Origin of the sequence: Aureimonas sp. SK2 (assembly GCF_029813115.1) — a bacterium.
In the GTDB taxonomy this organism is placed as follows: domain Bacteria; phylum Pseudomonadota; class Alphaproteobacteria; order Rhizobiales; family Rhizobiaceae; genus Aureimonas.
This window is the reverse complement of record NZ_JAPZDS010000010.1, coordinates 102,188-123,655: the sequence shown is the minus strand read 5'-3', so window position 1 is coordinate 123,655 and position 21,468 is coordinate 102,188. Positions and strand designations below refer to the sequence as shown.

Below are 21,468 nucleotides of genomic sequence, written 5' to 3'. Positions count from 1 at the left end.
CTGAAGCGTCAGAAGGTCCTGCCCGCCAGCATCTGCACCTGCTCGGCGATGGGGCCGAGGGCGAGGGCGGGGAAGAACTGGAGGCCGCCGAGGATCAGGATGATGCCGGCCAGCAGCCCGACGAAGAGCGGCCCGTGGGTCGGGAAGGTGCCGGCGGAGGGGGCAAGCCTGGTCTTGGCCACCAGCGAGCCCGCGATCGCCATCATCGGCACGATATAGGCGAAGCGGCCGAGGAGCATGGCGAGCCCCAGCGTCGTGTTCCACCAGGGCGCGTTCGCCGACAGTCCGCCGAAGGCCGAGCCGTTGTTGCCCGCCGCCGAGGCGTAGGCGTAGTAGATCTCCGACAGGCCGTGCGGGCCGGCATTGCCGAGACCCGACAAGGCGACGGGCAGCACGGCCGAGACCGCCGAGAAGCCGAGGATCGCGGCCGGCAGGATCAGGATCGCGAGCACCGCCATCTTCATCTCCTTGGCCTCGATCTTCTTGCCGAGATATTCCGGCGTGCGGCCGACCATGAGGCCCGCCACGAAGACCGAGATGATCGCGATCACGAGGATGCCGTAGAGGCCGGATCCGACGCCGCCCGGCAGGATCTCGCCGAGCATGATCAGCACCATCGGCACCATGCCGCCGATCGGCGTGAAGGAGCCGTGCATGGCGTTGACCGCGCCGTCCGACAGGCCGGTCGTCACGGAGGCGAAGAAGGCGGACGCGGCAAGCCCGAAGCGGACCTCCTTGCCCTCCATGTTGCCGCCCGCGGGATCGATGCCGGCCGCGGAAAGGACCGGGGTTCCGGCGGCTTCCGCCCAGTAACAGACCGTCGTGGCGGAGAGGAGGAGGAGCCCCATCACCGAGAGGATCGCCACCGCCTGCCGCCGGTCGCCGACGAGGCGGCCGAAGGCGAAGACGAGCGCTACGGAAACCACCAGCATCTGCCAGATCGTCAGGGCGTTGGAGAGCGGGGAGGGATTCTCGTAGGGGTGCGTGGCATTGGCGTTGTAGAAGCCGCCGCCGTTGGTGCCGAGCTGCTTGATCGCGATCTGCGAGGCGACGGGGCCGAGCGCCAGTGTCTGGGGCTGGCCTTCCAGCGTCTCTACGGTCGCCGACGCGTTGAGCGTCTGCGGCGTGCCCATGGCGACCTGCGCCAGGCCCGTGACGATGGCGAGCGGCAGGAGCACGTAGAGCGTGGCGCGCGTCATGTCGGTGAAGAAGTTGCCGACGGTCTGGGCGCCCGAGCGCGCGAAGGCGCGTACCAGCGCGACGGCCAGCGCGATGCCGGTCGCCGCCGACAGGAAGTTCTGCACGGTGAGGCCGGCCATCTGGCTGAAGAGGCTCATCGTGGTCTCGCCGCCGTAGCTCTGCCAGTTCGTGTTGGTCACGAAGGACACGGCCGTGTTGAAGGCAAGGTGCGGCGACAGGCCGGAAAAGCCCTGCGGGTTCAGCGGCAGGACGCCCTGCGCCCGCAGGATCGCATAGAGGAGGGCGAAGCCCGCCGCGTTGAAGGCGAGCATGGCCAGCGTATAGGCGAGCCAGCCCTGTTCCCGTGCCGGGTCGATGCCGGAGGCACGGTAGAAGCCGCGCTCGACGGGATCGAGCACGGGCGAGAGGATCGTGCGCTCGCCCGCGAAGACGCGGCCCATATAGGCGCCGAGCGGAACGGCGAAGGCGACCACGGCCGCCAGGATGAGAATGATTTGCAGCCAGCCGACGAGGGTCATGGCATCTGACTTTCGGAAAAGATGGGGATCAGAACCGCTCGGGACGCGCGAGCGCGTAGACGAGGTATCCGGCGAGGGCGAGCGCCGTGGCGCCGCCAAGGACGAGGTCGAACATCGTCAGGCCTGGCCCGCCCAGCGCGCATAGGCGCCCATCAAGACGAAGAAGCCCAGGCCCACGGCCAGGTAGATCAGATCGAACATGCGAACCCTCCTTTCGGGATCGCCGTTCAAGTGGACCCGATCGGCATAAAGGATCCATACGAGTTTTCGCCCGGCCGCGCGCCGCCGCTTCGGCCCGGCGCAGCCTGCCGACCGTCAGGGTGTCGATGGCGGGGAGCCGCCCCGCCCGCGGGGAGCGTTCGTCTCGGGATCGGCCGAGGCCCCCTCGTCAGGTCCGCGAGACGCCCGGACCCGAGTCTCTCGTGAACGAGCGTCCGGCCTCTCGGACCGGACCCGTGGAGCCGCGCAGGCACAACTCGTTCGGCAGGACCTGCCGCACGAGCGGCAGGGAGGGGCCGTCTTCGATGGCCTTCAGGAGGGCTCGCGCCCCGGCACGGCCGAGCTCCAGGCGCGGCTGGCGGATGGTCGACAGCGCCGGGCGGCAGAAGTCGGCGAACTCGATGCCGTCGAAGCCCAACACCGAGACGTCCTCCGGCACGCGGACGCCGGCTTCCTGAACCGTCTGGAGAAAGCCGATGGCGTTCTCGTCGGACACCGCCACGACGGCTGTCGGCCGGCAGGACATGGCCAGGAAGTCCCGGGCGGCGAGGACACCCGCCGCCAAGGAGAAATCGCAGTGATCGGCGCGGAAGAGCCGTGCGTCGGACGGCGCCGACGCGAAGACCTCCGACATCGCCGCCCAGCGAACCTGTTCGTTGTAGTTGTCCGCCGGTCCCGGCAGATACAGGAAGTCGCGGTGGCCGAGCGCCAGGAGTTCGCGCGCGCCTCGTGCGATGCACGCGCCTTCGTCGGTCAGGATCGTGTGCGTGCCCTCGATGGCAGCGCAAAGCGAGACGAGCGGCAGGCCCGCGCCGAACATGTCGCGCCCGTCGGCCGCCGCCACGCGGCCGGACAGGAGCACCGCTCCGTCGATCGTGCCGGAGAACATCATGTCGACCAGCTGGCGGCTTCGCTCGCCGCCCTCCTCGTCCAGATTGCCGAGCACCATCGCATAGCCGGCGGCGGAAAGTTCCTCGTCCAGCCCGCGCAGCACTTCGGCAAAGAAGGGCGCGCTCCAGCGGCGGCGCGTGACGACGAGCGCCGTGCGGCTGCGCTTGACGCGCAGCTGGCGCGCGGCGGCGTTCGGCGTGTAGCCGAGCTTGGCGACGGCGGCCTGGACGCGCGCGCGCAGCTCAGGCCGCACCTGGTCGGGGCTGGCAAGGGCGCGGCTGACGGTCGCGGTGGAGACGCCCGCCTCCACCGCCACATCGCCGATTCGTACGCCCCGTCCCGCAGCCTGCGTCCGCCTCCCATTCACGTGATGCTGCTCCGCAAGAACGAATTTGGCACAGGCATACTTGTAATCGATTTCCTTGTCGAATAGCATCGTATCTGTAATCGATTACATCAGTCGAACGAGACGTCTCTGGGAGGAGATACCATGTCGAAACTGATGCGCGGCGCTCTTTTGAGCGCAACGATGCTTTGCGCCTCTTTGTCGGGTGCGGTGGCGCAGGAGCCGAACCGAGCCGAAGTCATGCACTGGTGGACCTCGGGCGGCGAGGCTGCGGGCGTGCGCGTCTTCGCCGAAGCCTACGAGAAGGCGGGCGGCACCTGGGTGGATGCGGCGATCGCCGGCGGACAGAATCTCCGGGCGGCCGCCATCAACCGCATCGTCGGCGGCAATCCGCCGACTTCGTCGCAGTTCAACACCGGCCGCCAGTTCGACGATCTCGTCGGCCAGGGTCTGCTGGTCGATCTCGACACCGTGGCGGGCGAGGGCGGATGGCGCGAGGTGATCCCCGCGCCGATCGTCAACGCGGCCTCGCGCGAGGGCAAGTTCTATGCGGTTCCCGTCAACATCCACGGCCACAACTGGATGTTCTACAACACCGCGACCCTCCAGAAGGCCGGCATCACCGAGGCGCCGACGACCTTCGACGCCTTCTTCGCCGACATGGACAAGCTCAAGGCCGCCGGCGTCACGCCGATCGCATGGGGCGGCCAGCCCTGGCAGGAGGCCCTCGTCTTCGACGCCGTGCTGCTGGGCCAAGGCGGCAAGGAACTGTTCCTGAAAGTCTATCGCGACAAGGACGAGGAGGCGATCGCCTCCGAGGCGTTCCGGAACGTCGCGGCCACCTTCCATCGGATGCGCGACTATGTCGATGCCGGCGCGCCGGGCCGCAACTGGAACGACGCCACCAACATGGTGATCACCGGCCAGGCGGGCGTCCAGATCATGGGCGACTGGGCCAAGGGCGACTTCATCGCCGCCGGCATGGTTCCGGGCGAGGACGCGGGCTGCGCCCTCGTGCCGGGCGAGACGGGCTACGTGATGGGCGGCGACGTCTTCGTCTTCCCCAAGCTCGGCGGCGGCGCGGCGACCGAGGCGCAGAACCTCCTGGCCAGGACCATGCTCGACCCCGCCACGCAGATCGCCTTCAACGAGAAGAAGGGCTCGATCCCCGTGCGGACCGATGTCGACGTCTCGGGCATGGATGCCTGCGCGCGCCGCGGGGCCGAACTCGTCAGGGACGAGGCCAACCAGATCCCTTCGGTCAATTTCCATGTCTCGGCCGACACGGTGGGCGCGCTGCAGGACACGATCACCTCCTACTTCAACGACCCGTCCGCGACGGCGGAAGACTTCGCCTCGGACTTCGCCTCCGTGATCGGCTCGGCCGACTGACGCTACGGCGGGTCGCCCGTCGGGCGGCCCAGCCCTATCGCTCGAAATGGAGGCCCGCCCATGGCGACGCGCACCCTGCGCTCGGCCGCTCCGGTCGTCGCGCTGTCCCCCACGATCCTGATCGTCCTCTTCGCCTATGTCGGCACGATGGGCTGGACGATCTGGATGTCCTTCACCGGCTCCCGCCTTTTGCCGGTCAACAGCTTCGTCGGCACGCAGCAGTACGAGCGCCTGTTCGGCGATCCGCGCTGGCTCGTGTCGATCCAGAACATGGCGCTGTTCGGCGTCCTGTTCATCGGGTTCTGCCTGGTCCTCGGCTTTCTCCTGGCGGTCGCGATCGACCAGCGGGTGCGCGGCGAGGACGGGCTGCGGACCATCTTCCTCTATCCGCACGCCATGTCCTTCATCGTCACCGGCCTCGTCTGGCAGTGGATGATGAACCCGACGCTCGGCATCCAGGAAGCCGTGCAGGCGATGGGCTGGGAGAGTTTCCGCTTCGACTGGGTCGTGCGGCGCGACATGGCGATCTACGCCGTCGTGATCGCCGGCGTCTGGCAGTCGGCGGGCCTCGTCATGGCGCTGATGCTGGCGGGCCTGCGCGGCGTCGACGAGGACCTCTGGAAGGCGGCGCGCGTCGACGGCATCCCTGCCTGGCGCGTCTACACCTCGATCGTCCTGCCGCTCCTCAAACCCATGATCATCACCTCCGTCGTGCTGCTCTCGATCGCGGTGGTGAAGGTCTACGACCTCGTGGTGGCGCTGACCAACGGCGGCCCCGGCACCTCGACGGCCGTGCCCGCGAAATACGTCATGGATTACCTCTTCGAGCGGCAGAACATCGGCCTCGCGGCGGCGGCCTCGACCGTCCTCCTCGTCACCGTGCTCTGCGTCCTCGCGCCCTGGATCTACGCCGAATACTTCCGAAAAGAGCGGGGAGGCGCCTGATGACCGCGATCGACACGCTTTCGCCGGCGACGCTCGACCGCGCCGCCACCCATCGGGGCCGCAAGCCCCGGCGCCTGACGGCGGGCCGGATCGGCCTCTACGCCTTCCTCGCCCTGTCGGCGGCGTTCTTCCTGCTGCCGCTCTACATCATGGTCGTCACCTCGCTGAAGACGATGGACGAGGTGCGCCTCGCCAACATCTTCGCCTGGCCGTCCGACCCGAGCTTCCAGGCCTGGGTCGCGGCGTGGTCCACCGCCTGCACCGGGCTCGACTGCTCCGGTATCCAGGTCGGCTTCCTCAACTCGGTAAAGATCTTGATCCCGTCGGTGATCGCCTCGATCGCGCTGGGCTCCGTCACCGGCTACGCGCTGTCGCTCTGGCGCGTGAAAGGGGCCAACGTCCTCTTCGTCGTCCTGCTGCTCGGCGCCTTCATCCCCTACCAGGTCTTCATCTATCCGCTCGTGCGCATCTTCTCGGCGCTCGGCATCTACGGGTCGCTGCCTGGCATCGTGCTCGTGCACGTGATCTTCGGCCTGCCGGTGATGACGCTTCTGTTCCGCAACTTCTATGCGGGGCTGCCGGCCGAGCTGTTCAAGGCGGCACGCGTCGATGGCGGAGGCTTCTGGCAGATCTTCGTCCATGTGATGCTGCCCATGTCGACGCCGATGCTGGTGGTGGCGGTGATCCTACAGGTCACGGGCATCTGGAACGACTTCATCCTCGGCCTCGTCTTCGCCGGCCGGGAGAACCTTCCGATGACGGTGCAGCTCAACAACATCGTCAACTCGGCCCAGGGCGAGAAACTCTACAACGTCAACATGGCGGCGACGATCCTGACGGCCCTCGTGCCGCTCGTCGTCTACCTCCTGTCCGGCCGCTGGTTCGTGCGGGGCATCGCAGCGGGGAGCGTCAAGGGATGATGATATCAACGGTCCATCCGTCGAGCGTCGCGGTGCGCGAGCTCGACATCCACTACGGCGCGCACAAGGCGATCGACGGACTCGATCTCGAGGTTCGGCAGGGCGAGTTCCTGGTGCTGCTGGGGCCGTCCGGCTGCGGCAAGTCCACGCTTCTGAACGCGATCGCCGGCCTTCTCGACATCACCGACGGCGAGATCTGGATCTCGGGCCGGAACGTGACCTGGGCCGAGCCCAAGGACCGCGGCATCGGCATGGTGTTCCAGTCCTATGCCCTCTATCCGCGCATGAGCGTCGAGGACAACCTGTCCTTCGGGCTCCGGATGAACGGGGTCCCGAAAGCCGAGATCCAGGCGCGCGTCGCGAAGGCGGCGACGATGCTGCAGCTCGAGCCCTATCTCAAGCGCCGTCCGGCGGAGCTGTCGGGCGGCCAGCGCCAGCGCGTCGCGATCGGCCGGGCCCTCGTGCGCGAAGTCGACGTCTTCCTCTTCGACGAGCCCCTGTCGAACCTCGACGCCAAGCTCAGGGCCGAGCTCCGGGTGGAGATCAAGCGCCTCCACCAGAGCCTCGGCAACACCATGATCTACGTCACGCACGACCAGATCGAGGCACTGACCCTCGCCGACCGGATCGTCGTCATGAAGAACGGCGTGATTCAGCAGATCGGACCGCCGGGCGACGTCTATCGCCGTCCCGTGAACCGCTTCGTCGCGGGCTTCATCGGTTCGCCCGCCATGAACTTCGTCGAGGGTCGCGTCGAGAACGGGCGCTTCAAAGCCGGCTCGCAGGCGCTTTCGCTGGAAGGATACGAGGCGTCCGGAACCGGCCCGCTGTCCGGCGAGGCGAGCCTCGGCCTGCGGCCCGAGCACATCCGTCTCGGAGAGGCCGTCGGGCCGGGCCTCGCGTCGGCCGAGGGCCGCGTCGAAGTCGTCGAGCCGATGGGCGCCGACACGCTGCTCTGGACCAGCCTCGGCGGCCAGCCGCTCGCCATCCGCACCGACGGCGAAAGCCGCCATCGCGTCGGCGAGACGCTGCGGTTCGGTCTGGACCTTCCCAAGGCCTCGCTCTTCGCCACGGACGGCGCGCGGCTCTAGGGTCCGCCGTTCCCCAACCCCTCGCGCCGCACGCCCGTCCGACGTCCGCGGCCGGCCGGACCGTGCCCGCGCCTTCAATCCTTCGCATCCACGGAGTGCCTCATGACCACCTTCTCCATGCAGCTCTATTCCGCCCGCAACGCTCCGCCGCTCGCCGACCGGCTGCGTGAGGTCGCCGAACTCGGCTACACCGACGTCGAATGCTTTCGCGGCCTCTACGACGACCTGCCGGCGCTGAAGGCCGGCCTCCAGGCCAACGGTCTCACGGCCCGCAGCGGCCATTTCAGCGTCGATCTCCTGGAGAAGGAGTTCGACCGCTCGCTGGAGATCGCCCGCACCCTCGGAAACGAGATCCTGGTTGTGCCCTACCTCCTGCCGGACCAGCGTCCGGCGGACGCCGCCGGCTGGCGCGACTTCGGTTCCCGCATGGGGGCCGTCGCACGCCGCGTGAAGGCGGAGGGCCTGCGCGCCGCCTGGCACAACCACGACTTCGAACTGCGCGAGGTCGAGGGCGGCGGGCGGCCGCTGGACTACATCCTCGACGCCGATCCGGCGCTCGAATGGGAGGCCGATCTCGCCTGGGTCGTGCGCGGCGGAGAGGATCCGGCGGCCTGGCTCGATCGCTATTCCGGCCGCGTCTCGGCGCTGCACGTCAAGGACATCGCGGAAGCCGGCACCAAGACCGACGAGGACGGATGGGCCGACGTCGGCGAGGGCACGCTCGACTGGGCCTCGCTCTGGGCCAGGGGCCGGGCGGCGGGAGCCGACCTGATGATCGCCGAGCACGACAATCCGAGCGACTTCAGCCGCTTCGCACGCAACACGATCGAAGCCTTCGGGCGCTTCGACAAGGGGAATTGAGACCATGGTCCAGCGCATCGGCCTCATCGGCTGCGGGGTCATTTCCGACATCTACCTGCGCAACGCCGCCCTTTTCCGCGACATCCGCTTCACCGCCTGCGCCGACATGCGCGCCGAGGCCGCCGAGGCGCGGGCCGCGCAATACGGCCTGCGGGCGATGTCGCCGGACGAGCTCTACGCTTCGTCCGAGGTCGACATCGTCCTCAACCTCACCAACCCGGAGGCCCACGCCGCCGTCTCGCTCCAGGCACTCGACGCCGGCAAGCACGTCTACACCGAGAAGCCGCTGGCGACCTCCCGCGCCGACGGGGAGGCGATCGTCGCCAAGGCGCGCGAAAAAGGGCTTCAGGTCGGCTCAGCGCCCGACACGATCCTCGGGCCGGGCCTCCAGACCTGCCGCCGCATGATCGACGACGGGACGGTCGGCCCGGTGATCTCGGGCGTCGCCACCATCATGTCGCGCGGCATGGAGCACTGGCACCCGGCGCCGGCCTACTACTTCCAGCCGGGCGGCGGCCCGGTGCTCGACATGGGCCCCTATTATATCGGCGCCCTCGTCACGCTGCTCGGACCCGTCGCCCAGGTGACGGCCGTCGGCCGGGTCGGTTTGGCGGAGCGGGTGGTGACGGCCGAGGGGCCGAATGTCGGCCAGCGCATCCGCGTCGAGGTCCCGACGACGGTTCACGCCGTCCTCGGTTTCGAGAGCGGCGCGCAGGTGACGCTCCTGGCCAGCTGGGACGTCTGGAAACACGCCCACGCGCCGATCGAACTGCATGGCGAGACCGCCTCGCTGCGGGTGCCCGACCCGAATTTCTTCGGCGGGCGCGTCGAGCGGGCGGTCGACCGCGACAGCTGGACGGGCGCCGACATGGCCGACCGCTTCTACGGCCGGGCGAACTATCCCGCGGCCAAGCCGATCCATGCCAACTACCGCGGCCTCGGCCTCGCGGAGATGGCCAACGCGATCGAAGGGGCGCGCGAGCCGCGCGTCGGCGGCGCATGGGCCTTCCATATCCTCGACGTGATGCTCGCCATTCTTCGGTCGGCGGAGGAGGGGCGCGGTCTGGCCGTGGCTTCGCGCTGCGCGCGACCGGAGGCCCTGACCGACGACGAGGCTCTCTCGCTGCTCCATGAGGCGCCGCTGCGCCGGGTCGGCTGAACCGGGGCCGGCGGCGATTGCCCGAGGGTTCGACGTCCTGCCGGCGACGATGAAGCGAAACGCCGGCCGACCGGCCGCCTCTTCGTCGCCGAAGAGGTCTGCTATAGGTGGGTTCCCACCCCGGAACGGCCGGCCGGCGAGGCTTCCTTCATGCGCATCCTTCTCGTCGAAGACGATCCCGACCTGGCCGTCCAGGCGCGCAAGGCCGGCTTCGAAAGGCTCCATCTGTCCGAAAGGGCCGCCTCGCCGGGCGATACGGGCTCGACGTCCTCGTGCCGATCGTCGATGCGACCGCCCTGCACGCCGAAGCCGCGGTGGCTGCCGCCCTCGCCGAAGTGAGCTTCCACCGGCGGTACAGCGCCCGGTCCACCGCGTTTCGTCCAGCAGAACGGCAAGGGCTCCGTCCCGCTCGGGGCGGGCAGGACGACGGCAGGCTTGGCGTCTCGTCGAAGCCGCGGTGCTCGGCTAAGCGCTCCTGAAGCACGACACCAGCCTGTCGACAAAGGTCGACACCCGTGCCGGCCGCAGCCGGGACGAGGGAAACACCGCGCGCATGCCGCCGCCGGGCAGGCTCCCTCGCGGCTTCCCGCTTCGGCGCCCGCGAGATTCTAGAGACGGGGCGCTGCCTGGAGGCGGCGGTCGCCGGAAACGCGCTTCCGGACGGCGGCCCGCCCCCGCGAAACCTTGGCGGTGCGGGTTTTGGTATCGGGTGCCTTCGCATCCAGCGTCGGATCGATGTCCCGGCCTTTCCCCAAGGACGGGGCCGTGGATCGCCCTGGTTACGGGCTTACCGAAACGCTGGGATGGGTCAGCGCGGTCATGATGCCGCGAAGCTCGGCCAGGCCCTTCAATCGCCCGATCGTCGGATAGCCCGGCTGGCCCCGACGGTTGAGGTCGTCGATGATGTCCTGCCCGTGGTCGGGGCGCATGGGGATCTGGTGGTCGCTCCGTCCTTCGGCCTTGCGTCGCCTTTCCTCCGCGACGATCGCGGCGATCAGCGCCACCATGTCCGTTCCGCCGCCCAGGTGCTCGGCCTCGTGGAAGGAGGCCGGTACACCCGGCTCCTCCAAGGTGACGTTGCGCAGGTGGATGAAGTGAACGCGCGGGCCGAACTCGGCCATGATGGCCGGCAGGTCGTTGTCGGGTCGGGCACCGAGCGAGCCCGAGCAGAGCGTCATGCCGTTGGCGGGGACATCCACCGCGTCGAGGATCCTGCGGTAGTGCCCGGCATCCGACATGATGCGCGGCAGGCCGAGGAGCGGGAAGGGCGGGTCGTCGGGGTGGCAGCACAGCCGCATGCCGAGCTTTTCCGCGACCGGGGCGACCTCCTCCAGAAAGGCGATGAAGTTGGCGCGCAGGCCGTCGGCATCGATCCGGTCGTATTCGGCGAGATGGCGTTTCACGTCCTCGATCGACAGGCTTTCGGTCGAGCCCGGCAGGCCCGCCGTGACGTTCGCGGCAAGTTGGCGCCGGCGCGTCTCGCTCATGTCGGCAAAGCGCCGGGCGGCTCTTTCGACGACCTCCGGCGCGAAGCTCTCCGCCGCGCCGTCGCGTCGGAGGATGTGGATGTCGAAGGCGGCGAAGTCGATGAGGTCGAAGCGCATGGCCGTGCCGCCGTGCGGCACACGGAAGACGAGGTCCGTGCGCGTCCAGTCGAGGACGGGCATGAAGTTGTAGCAGATGGTCTCCAGGCCTGCCTCGCGAAGATTCCCGAGGCTCTCCTTGTAGGCCGCGACATGCTCGCGCCAGGCGCCCTTCTGCTTCTTGATGTCCTCCGATACGGGCAGGCTCTCGACCACTTCCCATTTCAGCCCGGATGGCGAGCCGTCCTTCGTGCGCCCGATCTCCTCCTGTCGCAGGCGAATTTCCTCTGGCGTCCAGACGTCGCCCGTCGGCACATGATGAAGGGCGCTGACGACGCCCTCGACGCCGGCTTGGCGCATGTCGTCGATCGAGGTGAGATCGCGTGGTCCGAACCAGCGCCAGGTCTGCCGCATCAGAATATTCCTCGTCGGAATTGGGCGGGACGTCACCGCCCTCGCGACCCCTTCTAGCTCAGCGTTGACTAGTATGGAAGTATGGGAGTACGGCTGGAGTTCTTTCGGAAGGTTGCGGATGGCCGAAGAGCGAAGCGGACCGGCGGGTGGCGGAGGCGGCGCGTTGAACGCTGCAGGTGCCATCGCGCCTCAGCTCTATGGCCTGCTGCGGGAGCGCATCGTGCGGGCGGAGCTGAAGCCCGGCGAGCCGATCTCCGAGACCGAGATCGCTCGCGCCTATTCGGTCTCGCGCCAGCCCGTGCGCGAGGCCTTCATCAAGCTCGGCGAGGCTGGCCTCGTTCAGATCCGCCCGCAGCGGGGCACGTACATCTCGCCGATTTCGGTCGCGCGCGTCATGGAGGCGCGCTTCGTGCGCGAGGCGATCGAGGCCGACGTCGCGCGCAACGCGGCCGCCAAGGCGACCCAGGAGGCCGTGGAGGGCCTGCGCCAACAGATCGCCCGCCAGAAGCGCGTCGCCGAGACCGACGTCCACGCCTTCATGAAGCTCGACGAACTGTTCCACCGCACGCTGGCCCAGGTCGCGGGCGTCCCCTTCGCCTGGCGTGTGGTGGAGGACGTCAAGGCGCAGATGGACCGCGTTCGCTACTTGAGCGCCGAAGAGGTGCATCTCCGGCTTCTCGTCTCGCAGCACGAGGCCATCGTCGATGCCGTCGCGGCGGCGGGCGAGGCGGAGGCCGAGGCGGTCATGCGCACCCATCTTCGCGAGATCCTGCGCTCGCTCCCGATCATCGCGGCCGCCCATCCGGCGCTTTTCGGTCCCGGCACCTGAGCGGTCGCCCGTCAACCGCCCACCCGCCGGGGGGCGCCCGAAGCCTCGGACGAGGCGAGGATCGCGTCGATCAGGGCATGGACCTTCAGCGCCTCGCGCCCGCTGACGCGCGGCTCGCGGCCTTCCGAGACGCTGTCGAGAAAATCGGCGATGAGGCGCTCGTGGTTGGCGCTGGAAAAGGCCATGGGATCGGCGCCCGCGCCGTTGCCCGCGCTTCCGTCGTCGATCCGCCACTGCCGCCCGTTCAGCAAGGCGACGTCCGCCCCGGTGGAATCGAGGCGCAGCGAGCCCAGGGTGCCGAAGAGGTCGATCGCGTCCGGAAAGCCGGGAAAGGCGGCCGTCGTCGCGCTGACCGCGCCGAGCGCCCCGTTCGCGAAGCGCAGCGCCGCATGGGCGACGTCCTCCGTCTCCATCCGGTGGGCGCGGCTGGTGGCGGCGAAGCCCGCGACCTCCTCCGGCAGGCCGGTCAGCGCGATCATCGCATCGAGCGTGTGGATGCCTTGCGTGAGCAGCACGCCGCCGCCGTCGCGCGCCCGCGTCCCGCGCCCCGGCTCGTCGTAGTAGCTTTGCGGGCGATAGTTGCTGAGCCGTGCCGATACGCTGACGAGCTCGCCGAGGGTCCCCTCGCGCAGGAGGCCGCGCGCGCCTTCCAGCGATGGACGAAAACGGTTCTGCAGCACGATGCCGAGCCGTACGCCTGCCCCTTCGGCGGCTTCGACCAACGACCGCGCGCGGCCCGCGTCGATCTCCAGCGGCTTTTCCAGAAGGACGTGCTTGCCGGCTGCCGCTGCGCGTCGCACGAGGTCGAGATGCGTCGAAGGTGGGGTCAGCACAAGGACCGCCTCGATCGACGGGTCGGCAAGGATCGCGTCGAGGTCGTCGGCGATGGGCAGGCCGTGCGTGCCGGCGAAGGCGGCCCGGCGTTCGGGGGAGGGGCTGTAGCAGGCGGCGACCTCCGCGCGATGCCGCAGGGCGTGGAGGGCCGCAACGTGCGGCTTCACCGCCATGCCCAGACCGATGATGGCAACGCGCGTCATGAAATTCCCCCCGACAAAAGTCATCACATCAATTGTCGATTTGTATGTTGACATGATCTCCAACGCAACGATACCGTTCGACTGCCTTGGGAGGGGCAAGCAAGCGCATGGCACTCGTCGATCCGAACTTTCTGTTTCCGGCCGACTCCAGCGTGCGTCCGCTGGCACGCGCGCTGTACGAGAGCGTAAGGGGCCTGCCGATCGTCAGCCCGCACGGGCACACGGATCCCCGCTGGTACGCCGAGGATCGGCTGTTCCCCGATCCGGCGCAACTCCTGATCGTTCCCGACCACTACATCTTCCGCATGCTCTTCAGCCAGGGAGAGCGCCTGGAAGACTTCGGGGTGCCGACGCTGGACGGCGCACCCGTGGAGACCGATGGCCGAACGATCTGGCGTCGCTTCGCCAAGTCGTATTACCTCTTTCGCGGAACGCCCACCCGCGCCTGGCTCGACTACACGCTCGAGACCTTGTTCGGCCTGTCGGAGCCGCTGACCGCCGAGACCGCCGACAGTCATTACGACGCGATCGCCGGGTGCCTCCGGACGGATGCCTTCCGTCCCCGCGCCCTTTATGAGCGCTTCAACATCGAGGTCATCGCCACCACGGACGGCGCTCTCGACGACCTCGCCGTACACGAGGCGATCCGCGAAAGCTGCTGGGGTGGGCGCGTCGTGCCGACCTACCGGCCTGACGCGGTAGTGGATCCGGACTTCGAGGGCTTCCTCGGCCATCTCGACCGTCTCGGCGCCATGACCGGCGAGGACACCGGCAACTGGAAAGGCTATCTCGACGCCCATCGCCAGCGGCGCGCAACCTTCAAGGCGCTCGGTGCCACGGCGACCGACCATGGCCATCCGACGGCAGAGACCGCCAATCTCGGACAGGCGGATGCCGCGCGGCTGTTCGATCGCGTTCGGACCGGTGCGGCTGACGCCGGGGAGCGTGCCCTGTTCCGTGCCCAGATGCTGACCGAGATGGCGCGCATGGGCGTCGACGATGGACTGGTCATGCAGATCCATCCCGGCTCCTTGCGCAACCATTCGGCTTCGATGTTCGCCAGGTTCGGACGCGACAAGGGCTTCGACATCCCGACCCGCACCGACTACGTGCGCGCGCTCCAGCCGCTGCTCGACGCCGTCGGCACCGATCCGAAGGCGAGCGTCATCCTCTTCACCCTGGACGAGACGAGCTATGCGCGCGAGCTGGCACCGCTGGCCGGCGTCTATCCTGCGCTGAAACTCGGACCTGCCTGGTGGTTCCACGACAGTCCGGAAGGCATGCGGCGCTTCCGAGAGGCGACGACGGAGACGGCCGGCTTCTACAACACGGTCGGCTTCAACGACGACACGCGCGCCTTCCCTTCGATCCCTGCCCGCCACGACGTCGCGCGCCGGGTGGACTGCAGCTTCCTGGCGCGCCTCGTGACCGAGCACCGCCTGCGCGAGGACGAAGCGTACGAACTCGCGAGCGACCTCGCCTACGGCCTCGCCAAGAAGGCCTACCGTCTCTGAATTTCAAAACAGGGCGAAAAGCCCGGAACCACCGGAGGAAAACCGAATGCGCATGATGAGGCTTCTGGCGGGCGTCGCGCTCGCATCCATCCTCGGCGTCGGCGCGGCCGGCGCACAGACCGTGCTCCGCTCGTCCGACACCCATCCGGACGGCTATCCGACCGTCGAAGGCGTCAAGTATTTCGGCGAGCTGGTCAAGGAGCGCACCGGGGGGCGCTACGAGGTCGAGGTCTACCACTCCGCCCAGCTCGGCGAGGAGAAGGACACGATCGAGCAGGTCCGCTCCGGGGTGATCCAGCTGAACCGCGTGTCGATGGCGCCCTTCAACGGCACCGTGAAGGAGACGATCGTCCCGGCCTTGCCATACGTGTTCCGCGACGAGGAGCACATGCACAAGGTGATGGACGGACCGATCGGCGACCAGATCAAGGCCGCCTTCGAGCCCGCCGGCCTCGTGGCGCTCGCCTTCTACGACGCGGGCTCGCGCTCCTTCTACAACTCCAAGAAGCCGATCCGCACCGTCGCCGACATGGCCGGCCTGAAGTTCCGTGTCATCCAGTCCGACATCTTCGTCGACATGACGTCCGCGCTCGGCGCGAACGCGACGCCCATGCCCTACGGCGAGGTCTATTCCTCGATCGAGACCGGCGTCATCGACGGTGCCGAGAACAACTTTCCGAGCTACGACACCGCCCGTCACGTCGAGGTCGCGAAGTACTATTCGCTCGACCAGCACACGATCCTTCCCGAAGTCTTCGTGATGAACAAGGCGGCCTTCGATGGCCTGACGCCCGAGGACCAGGCCATTTTCCGCCAAGCCGCCAAGGACAGCGTCGGGCGCCAGCGCGAACTCTGGACGACCATGACCGAGAGCTCGCGCAAGAAGGCGCAAGAAGCGGGCGCGGAGATCAACGAGGTCGAGAAGCAGGGCTTCATCGATGCGATGAAGCCGGTCTACGACAAGCACGTGAAGGACGACGTCCTGCGCAAGCTCGTCGAGGACGTGCGCGCCACGCAGTAAGGCCGCAAGGCCAGGGTTCCGGCGCCGCGCGCCGGGACCCGTTTCCTGCACTTCAGTCACCGATCGCCTGAGCGCTCGTCCTCGAGCCGCGACGGCACATGGCTGCCCCGCCCGCAACGGATGGTCCGATGTCCGCACAGCCAAACCTTGGCGTTCCGATCCTCACCCGCTTCAATCTCGCCGCGCTGTATCTTGCGGGGTTCGGGCTGGTACTGATGACGGTGATCGTCGGCTGGCAGGTCTTCTGCCGCTACGTCCTCAACGATTCTCCGAGCTGGACCGAGCCCGGCGCGGTGATGCTGATGAGCTGGTTCATCTTTCTCGGCGCGGCGGTGGGCGTGCGCGAGAACAACCATCTCGGCTTCGACGTGCTGCTCTACGTCGTCCCTTCCGGGGCCAAGAAGTGGCTGCGGATGATCTCAGACATCGCGATCCTGATCTTCGGGATCGGCATGGTCTGGTACGGCTCCAGCCTCGTCTCGCTGACGGTCAACACGACGCTGCCCGCGCTGGGCATTTCAGGAGCCTGGGACTACTACCCGATCGTGGGCGGCGGCGCGCTCGTCTCCCTCTTCGCGCTGGAACGCATCATCCTGCGCCTGTCCGGTGCCCCGATCGACGCCACCCTCGACGACGTGGCCCCGTCCGAGATCGCGGTCGAACTCGACAATATCGCCGACGTGCGCCGCGACGCGGCCGACCTCCAGCGCAAGGGTTGAGCCGATGGAACTGACGATCCTTTTCGGCGTCTTCACGCTCCTCATGCTGATCGGCACGCCGATCGCCTTCTGCCTCGGCATCTCGAGCCTTGCCACCGTCGCCTACATGGGCCTGCCGCCGCTCGTGGTGTTCCAGCGGCTGAATTCGGGAATGAGCGTGTTCTCGATGCTCGCCATCCCCTTCTTCATCTATGCCGGCGACCTCATGGTGCGCGGCGGCATCGCCGGCCGCATCGTCGCCTTCGCCGCCAGCGTGATCGGCCACGTGCGCGGGGGCCTCGGCCAGGTGAACATCCTGACCTCGACCCTCTTCGGCGGCATCTCGGGCTCGGCGGTGGCCGAAGCGGCCGCGGTCGGCGGCATCATGATCCCGCAGATGAAGGCGCGCGGCTACGGGGCCGACTATGCCGTCAACGTCACCTCGATGGCGGCTCTGATCGCGCTCCTCCTGCCGCCGTCCCACAACATGATCATCTACTCGATCTCGGCGGGCGGCCGCATTTCCATTGCCGACCTCTTCACCGCCGGCATCATCCCGGGCCTGCTCCTGGCCCTGTCCCTGATGACGACGGCCTATATCGTCGCGCGCAAGCGCGGCTATCCGACGGAGCCGTTCGGGGGCTTCCTCGTCATCGGCCATCTCCTGGCCGCGGCGATCCCCGGCCTCCTCCTCATCGCCATCATCTTCGGCGGCGTGCGGTCGGGCATCTTCACGGCGACCGAAAGCTCCTGCATCGCGGTCCTCTACGCCCTCCTCGTCACCGTCTTCGTCTATCGCCAGCTCACTTGGGCCGACTTCGTCCACGCCACGATGGGCGCCGTGCGGACCACCGCCATGGTGCTCCTGATCATCGGCACGGCGGCGGCCTTCTCCTGGCTGATGGCGTTCCTGCGGGTGCCGGCCACCCTGGTCGACTGGATGCAGAGCCTGTCCGACAACCCGATCATGATCCTCCTCCTCCTCAACGTCCTGATGCTGCTGCTGGGCACCTTCATGGACATGGGGCCGACGATCATCATCACGACCCCGATCTTCCTGCCGATCGCCACCGCCTACGGGATCGATCCCGTGCATTTCGGGGTGATCATGATCCTCAACTACGGGATTGGCCTCAACACGCCGCCGGTCGGCGGGGTGCAGTTCGTGGCGTGCGCCGTCGGCAAGATATCGGTATGGGAGGCGATGCGCTCCGTCTGGCCGTTCTACGGGGCGGGCGTCGTGGTTCTCCTGCTCGTGACCTACATCCCCGCCCTGTCGCTCTGGCTGCCGGCCGTGTTTCGATAGGGGATTGCTGGGATGAGCGAAGTTTTCGGAACGGTGCGGGTCGAGCGCAGGGCGAAGCTGTCGGACAGCGTCGTCCAGGCCCTGCGCGCTCAGATCATCGCCGGCGACTTCTCGGTCGGCGAGAAGCTGCCGACCGAGACGCGCATGTCCGAGATCTTCGGCGTCAGCCGGACAGTGGTGCGAGAGGCGGTCGCGATCTTGTCGGCCGACGGGCTGGTGGAGGCCCGGCACGGAGCCGGCGTCTTCGTGCGGATGAACCCGCAGCACAAGATCGCCTCCATCGCCGCCGACGTCGGCGACCGCATCAGCCAGGCGATCAACGTCCTCGAAGTGCGCATGGGCCTCGAGATCGAAAGCGCGGGGCTGGCGGCCGAGCGCTCCAACGCCTCGCAGGTCGCCCGCATCCAGGAAGCCTTCTTCGAATTCGACCGGCTGATCCAGCGCGGCGAGCAGACCGGCAAGGCCGACTTCGCCTTTCACCGCGAGATCGCGGCCGCGACCAACAATCCGTTCTATCTCGACATTCTCGACGCGCTCGGCGACCGGACCATCCCTTGCGACCGGACGTCGCCCTGGTATTCGGTGGAAGTCCTTTCCCCCGAATATCTGATGGGCCTCCAGCGCGAGCACCTCGCCATTCTCCAGGCCATTTCGACGCGCGACCCGCAAGGCGCACGCGACGCCATGCGCCGCCACCTCTTCGCGGCCCAGCAACGCTACCGACGCCGCCTGACCTACCAGCAGGAATCCTACGCGGCCGCAGCCGCGGCCCACCTCGTTCCCGACACAGCATCAGGACCGTCATGACGATCGATCACGAGACCCGCTTCGCCGTTCACCCCGAAGCCGCCGCGGCCATGGGAACGGAGGAACTCCGCCACCACTTCCTGATCCAGGAGCTTTTCCAGCCCGGCCGCATCCGACTGACCTACACCCACTACGACCGCATGATCGTCGGGGGCGCCGTCCCCGGAGGCGAGCCGCTGGCGCTCGAGACGATCCGCCCGAACGGCACGGCACGCTTCCTGGAGCGGCGCGAACTCGTCGTCGTCCATGTCGGCGGCGGCGGGGCGGAAATCGGCGTTGGCGGCGAGACGCACCGGCTCAAGGCCCGCGACATGCTCTATGTCGGCCTGGGGCAGGAGGTCACGTTCCGCTCGGCCGACGCCGCGGATCCCGCCCGCCTCTATCTCCTCTCGGCGCCCGCCCACAAGGCGCTACCCACCCGGCACATCCCGCACGAGGCCGCAAAGCGTATCGACCTCGGTGCGCGCGAGACCTCCAACGAACGCTCGATCTTCCAGTACACGACGACGATCGAGACCTGCCAGATCGTCGTGGGCATGACCAAGCTCGCGGACGGGTCGGTCTGGAACACCATGCCGGCCCATGTGCACGACCGGCGCATGGAGGCCTATCTCTACTTCGACATCGCGGACACCGCCCGCGTCTTCCACCTCATGGGCGAGCCGAGCGAGACCCGCCATATCGTGATGGCCAACGAGGAGGCCGTGGTCTCGCCGCCTTGGTCGATCCATTCGGGCTGCGGAACGGCGGCCTATTCCTTCGTCTGGGCAATGGCCGGCGACAATGTCGACTACACCGACATGGACCCCGCGCCGCTGCAGGACCTGCGCTGATGAGCGGCGATCCGTTCAGCCTCGTCGGCAGGCGCGTCGCGGTGACCGGCGCCAACACCGGGATCGGCCAAGGGATCGCCCTTGCCGTTGCGCGCGCGGGCGGCGCGGTGGTCGGCATCGGCCGCTCGGCGATGGACGAGACCGCCGAACAGGTAGCGGAGGTCGGCGGCTCGTTCGCGAGCTGCGTCGTCGATCTGTCCGACGTGGCCTCCGGTGTCGCGGCCTTGGAAACCGTGATGGAGCAGGCACCGCTCGACGGGCTCGTCAACAATGCCGGCATCATCCGCCGCGCGGATTCGGTCGACTTCACCGAAGCCGACTGGGATTGCGTGATGGACGTGAATCTGAAGTCGGTGTTCTTCCTCTCGCAGGCCTTCGCGCGGCGGCGCCTCGCCGAGGGCCTGCCCGGGCAGGTCGTCAACATCGCCTCGCTCCTGTCGTTCCAGGGCGGCATCCGCGTGCCCTCCTATACGGCGGCCAAGCACGGCGTGGCGGGCATCACCAAGATCCTCGCCAACGAGTGGGCGTCGCGCGGCATCAACGTCAATGCCGTCGCGCCCGGCTACATCGAAACCAACAATACCGAGGCGCTTCGGGCCGATCCCGACCGTTCGCGCGCCATTCTGGAGCGCATTCCCGCCGGCCGCTGGGGCGCGCCGGACGACATCGGCGCTGCGGCGGTGTTCCTGCTGGCCGGAGCCTCCCGATACATCCATGGCGCCATCCTCCCGGTCGACGGCGGCTGGCTCGCGAGGTGACCGAGATGACCGAAGCCCAAACCTCCGACATCTTCGCGCGTGCCGGCGACGGCACCTGGGAGCCGACGCCGGACGGCAATCTGCGACGCATCGTCTGCTGGACGCCCGAACTGATGATGGTGGAGTTCCGCTTCGAGGCGGGCGGCGTCGGCTGGCTGCACGAGCACCCGCATGTCCAGTCGAGCTACGTCGCCGAAGGCGCCTTCGAGGTGACGATCGACGGTCGCACCGAGACGTTGCGGGCGGGCGACTGCTTCATCGTGCCGTCCGGCCTGCGGCATGGCGTGAAGGCCCTCGAAGCAGGGCGCCTCGTCGATACGTTCACGCCCTTTCGACAGGATTTCCTTCAGCCGCGGGACGGCTGAGGCACGCCGGGATGTCCGTCGCGGACGGAAGGCCGTGTCTGAAGCGCCCCTGAACCGCTGGGAGAATGCGGAGACCGTCGCGTCGATGGATCGGAGAAGGAACCCCATGCGGCGGCTTCCCGCGCGTTTCCGTTTCACGTGGAACAGGTCTGTGAAGGGAGGCAAGGGCGCGAGGTCTACGAGAACGCCTATGCCGGGCCTATGCCGGCGTCGGGCCGACCGGCGTCACGATCTCGATCAGGGACAGGGCGGCTTCCAGAAGGACTTGCGCCCCTGCGAGGACGAAGCGGGGCTCGACATGCTCCGCCTCGTTGTGGCTGATTCCCTCGCGGCAGGGGCAGAAGATCATCGCGGTCGGGGCGCACCGGGCGAGATGGAGCGCGTCGTGGAAGGCGCCCGATACGATGCGGCGCGAGGCGAGCCCTGCACGCCGCGCGCTGGCCTCCACCCGTTCGACCATGGCCACGGGAAAGGCGGTCGGCGGCATGTCGACGAGGCGTTGCATCGACCAGGTGCAGCCGGCCTGCGCCGAGGCCTCCTCGCAGACGCTCCGGATCCGCTGGGCCAGCGCATCCAGGACCGCGGCGTCGGGATGGCGCAAATCGACGGTGAAGCGCACGCGTTCGGGTATCGCGTTGACGGACCCGGGCCGCGTCTCGATCCGTCCGATCGTGAAGCGCGCATCGGGGTCCGCGGGCATGATGGTCCGGTAGAGGTCCGCCATGACCGCCGCGGCATCGACGTCGTCGGCACGGCCGGTC

Annotated in this window: 22 protein-coding genes; 16 read left to right on the top strand and 6 right to left on the bottom strand. The window is 68.2% G+C overall.

The genetic code is table 11. The features are described 5' to 3' along the window. Positions 1-8: 8 nt before the first annotated feature. From kdpA to O5O54_RS14045, 3 genes are all read right to left on the bottom strand, one after another. Positions 9-1,718, bottom strand: a complete 1,710-nt coding sequence (gene kdpA, locus O5O54_RS14050; RefSeq protein ID WP_279482426.1) for a potassium-transporting ATPase subunit KdpA — start codon at positions 1,716-1,718, stop codon at positions 9-11. Positions 1,719-1,746: 28 nt separating this feature from the next. Next, positions 1,747-1,833 carry a K(+)-transporting ATPase subunit F gene (kdpF, locus tag O5O54_RS22455; RefSeq protein ID WP_407061712.1) on the bottom strand — a complete coding sequence of 29 codons (87 nt, stop codon included), beginning with the start codon at positions 1,831-1,833 and terminating at the stop codon, positions 1,747-1,749. Positions 1,834-2,106: 273 nt separating this feature from the next. Continuing rightward, positions 2,107-3,264 carry a LacI family DNA-binding transcriptional regulator gene (locus O5O54_RS14045; RefSeq protein WP_279482425.1) on the bottom strand — a complete coding sequence of 386 codons (1,158 nt, stop codon included), beginning with the start codon at positions 3,262-3,264 and terminating at the stop codon, positions 2,107-2,109. A gap of 54 nt (positions 3,265-3,318) precedes the next feature. On the opposite strand from O5O54_RS14045, the gene O5O54_RS14040 reads away from it, so the two are divergent. From O5O54_RS14040 to O5O54_RS14010, 7 genes are all read left to right on the top strand, one after another. Beyond that, on the top strand, positions 3,319-4,566 hold the full coding sequence (locus O5O54_RS14040) for an ABC transporter substrate-binding protein (RefSeq protein WP_279482424.1): 1,248 nt from the start codon (positions 3,319-3,321) through the stop codon (positions 4,564-4,566). A 60-nt stretch (positions 4,567-4,626) separates the two neighbouring features. After that, the gene (locus O5O54_RS14035; protein ID WP_279482423.1) at positions 4,627-5,511 is read left to right on the top strand and encodes a sugar ABC transporter permease; all 885 of its coding nucleotides are present in this window, start codon (positions 4,627-4,629) and stop codon (positions 5,509-5,511) included. Continuing rightward, positions 5,511-6,431: a carbohydrate ABC transporter permease gene (locus O5O54_RS14030; RefSeq protein WP_279482422.1), complete on the top strand. Its 921-nt coding sequence runs from the start codon at positions 5,511-5,513 to the stop codon at positions 6,429-6,431. Before O5O54_RS14035 ends, O5O54_RS14030 begins: the two co-directional genes overlap by 1 nt. After that, on the top strand, positions 6,428-7,522 hold the full coding sequence (locus O5O54_RS14025; protein WP_279482421.1) for a sn-glycerol-3-phosphate ABC transporter ATP-binding protein UgpC: 1,095 nt from the start codon (positions 6,428-6,430) through the stop codon (positions 7,520-7,522). Before O5O54_RS14030 ends, O5O54_RS14025 begins: the two co-directional genes overlap by 4 nt. 102 nt (positions 7,523-7,624) lie before the next feature. After that, positions 7,625-8,383 carry a sugar phosphate isomerase/epimerase gene (locus O5O54_RS14020; RefSeq protein ID WP_279482420.1) on the top strand — a complete coding sequence of 253 codons (759 nt, stop codon included), beginning with the start codon at positions 7,625-7,627 and terminating at the stop codon, positions 8,381-8,383. A gap of 4 nt (positions 8,384-8,387) precedes the next feature. Further along, entirely contained in the window at positions 8,388-9,542 is a 1,155-nt protein-coding gene (locus tag O5O54_RS14015) for a Gfo/Idh/MocA family oxidoreductase (protein ID WP_279482419.1), read from the top strand. A 150-nt stretch (positions 9,543-9,692) separates the two neighbouring features. Continuing rightward, entirely contained in the window at positions 9,693-9,881 is a 189-nt protein-coding gene (locus O5O54_RS14010) for a hypothetical protein (RefSeq protein ID WP_279482418.1), read from the top strand. Between the two features lie 440 nt (positions 9,882-10,321). Here the strand turns inward: O5O54_RS14010 and uxuA are convergent, their stop codons facing one another. Next, positions 10,322-11,539, bottom strand: coding sequence for a mannonate dehydratase (uxuA, locus tag O5O54_RS14005; RefSeq protein WP_279482417.1), 1,218 nt, complete (start codon positions 11,537-11,539; stop codon positions 10,322-10,324). 118 nt (positions 11,540-11,657) lie between these two features. Here uxuA and O5O54_RS14000 point away from each other — a divergent pair, with 118 nt between their 5' ends. After that, positions 11,658-12,368 (top strand): GntR family transcriptional regulator, encoded by a 711-nt coding sequence (locus O5O54_RS14000; RefSeq protein WP_407061707.1) that lies wholly within the window; start codon positions 11,658-11,660, stop codon positions 12,366-12,368. An 11-nt stretch (positions 12,369-12,379) separates the two neighbouring features. On the opposite strand, the gene O5O54_RS13995 is transcribed toward O5O54_RS14000, so the two are convergent. Further along, a complete protein-coding gene (locus tag O5O54_RS13995; protein ID WP_279482415.1) occupies positions 12,380-13,405 on the bottom strand; it encodes a Gfo/Idh/MocA family oxidoreductase in 1,026 nt (341 codons plus the stop codon). 107 nt (positions 13,406-13,512) lie between these two features. On the opposite strand from O5O54_RS13995, the gene uxaC reads away from it, so the two are divergent. The 8 genes from uxaC to O5O54_RS13955 all read left to right on the top strand — a co-directional run bounded on the left by uxaC (position 13,513) and on the right by O5O54_RS13955 (position 20,707). Continuing rightward, positions 13,513-14,919 carry a glucuronate isomerase gene (gene uxaC, locus O5O54_RS13990; protein ID WP_279482414.1) on the top strand — a complete coding sequence of 469 codons (1,407 nt, stop codon included), beginning with the start codon at positions 13,513-13,515 and terminating at the stop codon, positions 14,917-14,919. 46 nt (positions 14,920-14,965) lie between these two features. Continuing rightward, positions 14,966-15,940: a TRAP transporter substrate-binding protein gene (locus O5O54_RS13985; RefSeq protein ID WP_279482413.1), complete on the top strand. Its 975-nt coding sequence runs from the start codon at positions 14,966-14,968 to the stop codon at positions 15,938-15,940. Positions 15,941-16,068: 128 nt separating this feature from the next. After that, on the top strand, positions 16,069-16,659 hold the full coding sequence (locus O5O54_RS13980) for a TRAP transporter small permease (RefSeq protein ID WP_279482412.1): 591 nt from the start codon (positions 16,069-16,071) through the stop codon (positions 16,657-16,659). A 4-nt stretch (positions 16,660-16,663) separates the two neighbouring features. Continuing rightward, positions 16,664-17,944, top strand: a complete 1,281-nt coding sequence (locus tag O5O54_RS13975) for a TRAP transporter large permease (protein WP_279482411.1) — start codon at positions 16,664-16,666, stop codon at positions 17,942-17,944. 12 nt (positions 17,945-17,956) lie between these two features. Continuing rightward, on the top strand, positions 17,957-18,751 hold the full coding sequence (locus O5O54_RS13970) for a FadR/GntR family transcriptional regulator (RefSeq protein WP_279482410.1): 795 nt from the start codon (positions 17,957-17,959) through the stop codon (positions 18,749-18,751). Further along, complete coding sequence (gene kduI / locus O5O54_RS13965; RefSeq protein ID WP_279482409.1) at positions 18,748-19,584, top strand: 5-dehydro-4-deoxy-D-glucuronate isomerase; 837 nt, start codon at positions 18,748-18,750, stop codon at positions 19,582-19,584. The genes O5O54_RS13970 and kduI overlap by 4 nt, the downstream gene beginning before the upstream one ends. Next, entirely contained in the window at positions 19,584-20,342 is a 759-nt protein-coding gene (gene kduD / locus O5O54_RS13960; RefSeq protein WP_279482408.1) for a 2-dehydro-3-deoxy-D-gluconate 5-dehydrogenase KduD, read from the top strand. The genes kduI and kduD overlap by 1 nt, the downstream gene beginning before the upstream one ends. 5 nt (positions 20,343-20,347) lie before the next feature. Further along, complete coding sequence (locus tag O5O54_RS13955; RefSeq protein WP_279482407.1) at positions 20,348-20,707, top strand: cupin domain-containing protein; 360 nt, start codon at positions 20,348-20,350, stop codon at positions 20,705-20,707. Between the two features lie 199 nt (positions 20,708-20,906). Here the strand turns inward: O5O54_RS13955 and O5O54_RS13950 are convergent, their stop codons facing one another. Then, on the bottom strand, positions 20,907-21,431 hold the full coding sequence (locus tag O5O54_RS13950; RefSeq protein WP_347814887.1) for a M20/M25/M40 family metallo-hydrolase: 525 nt from the start codon (positions 21,429-21,431) through the stop codon (positions 20,907-20,909). Positions 21,432-21,468: the final 37 nt, after the last annotated feature.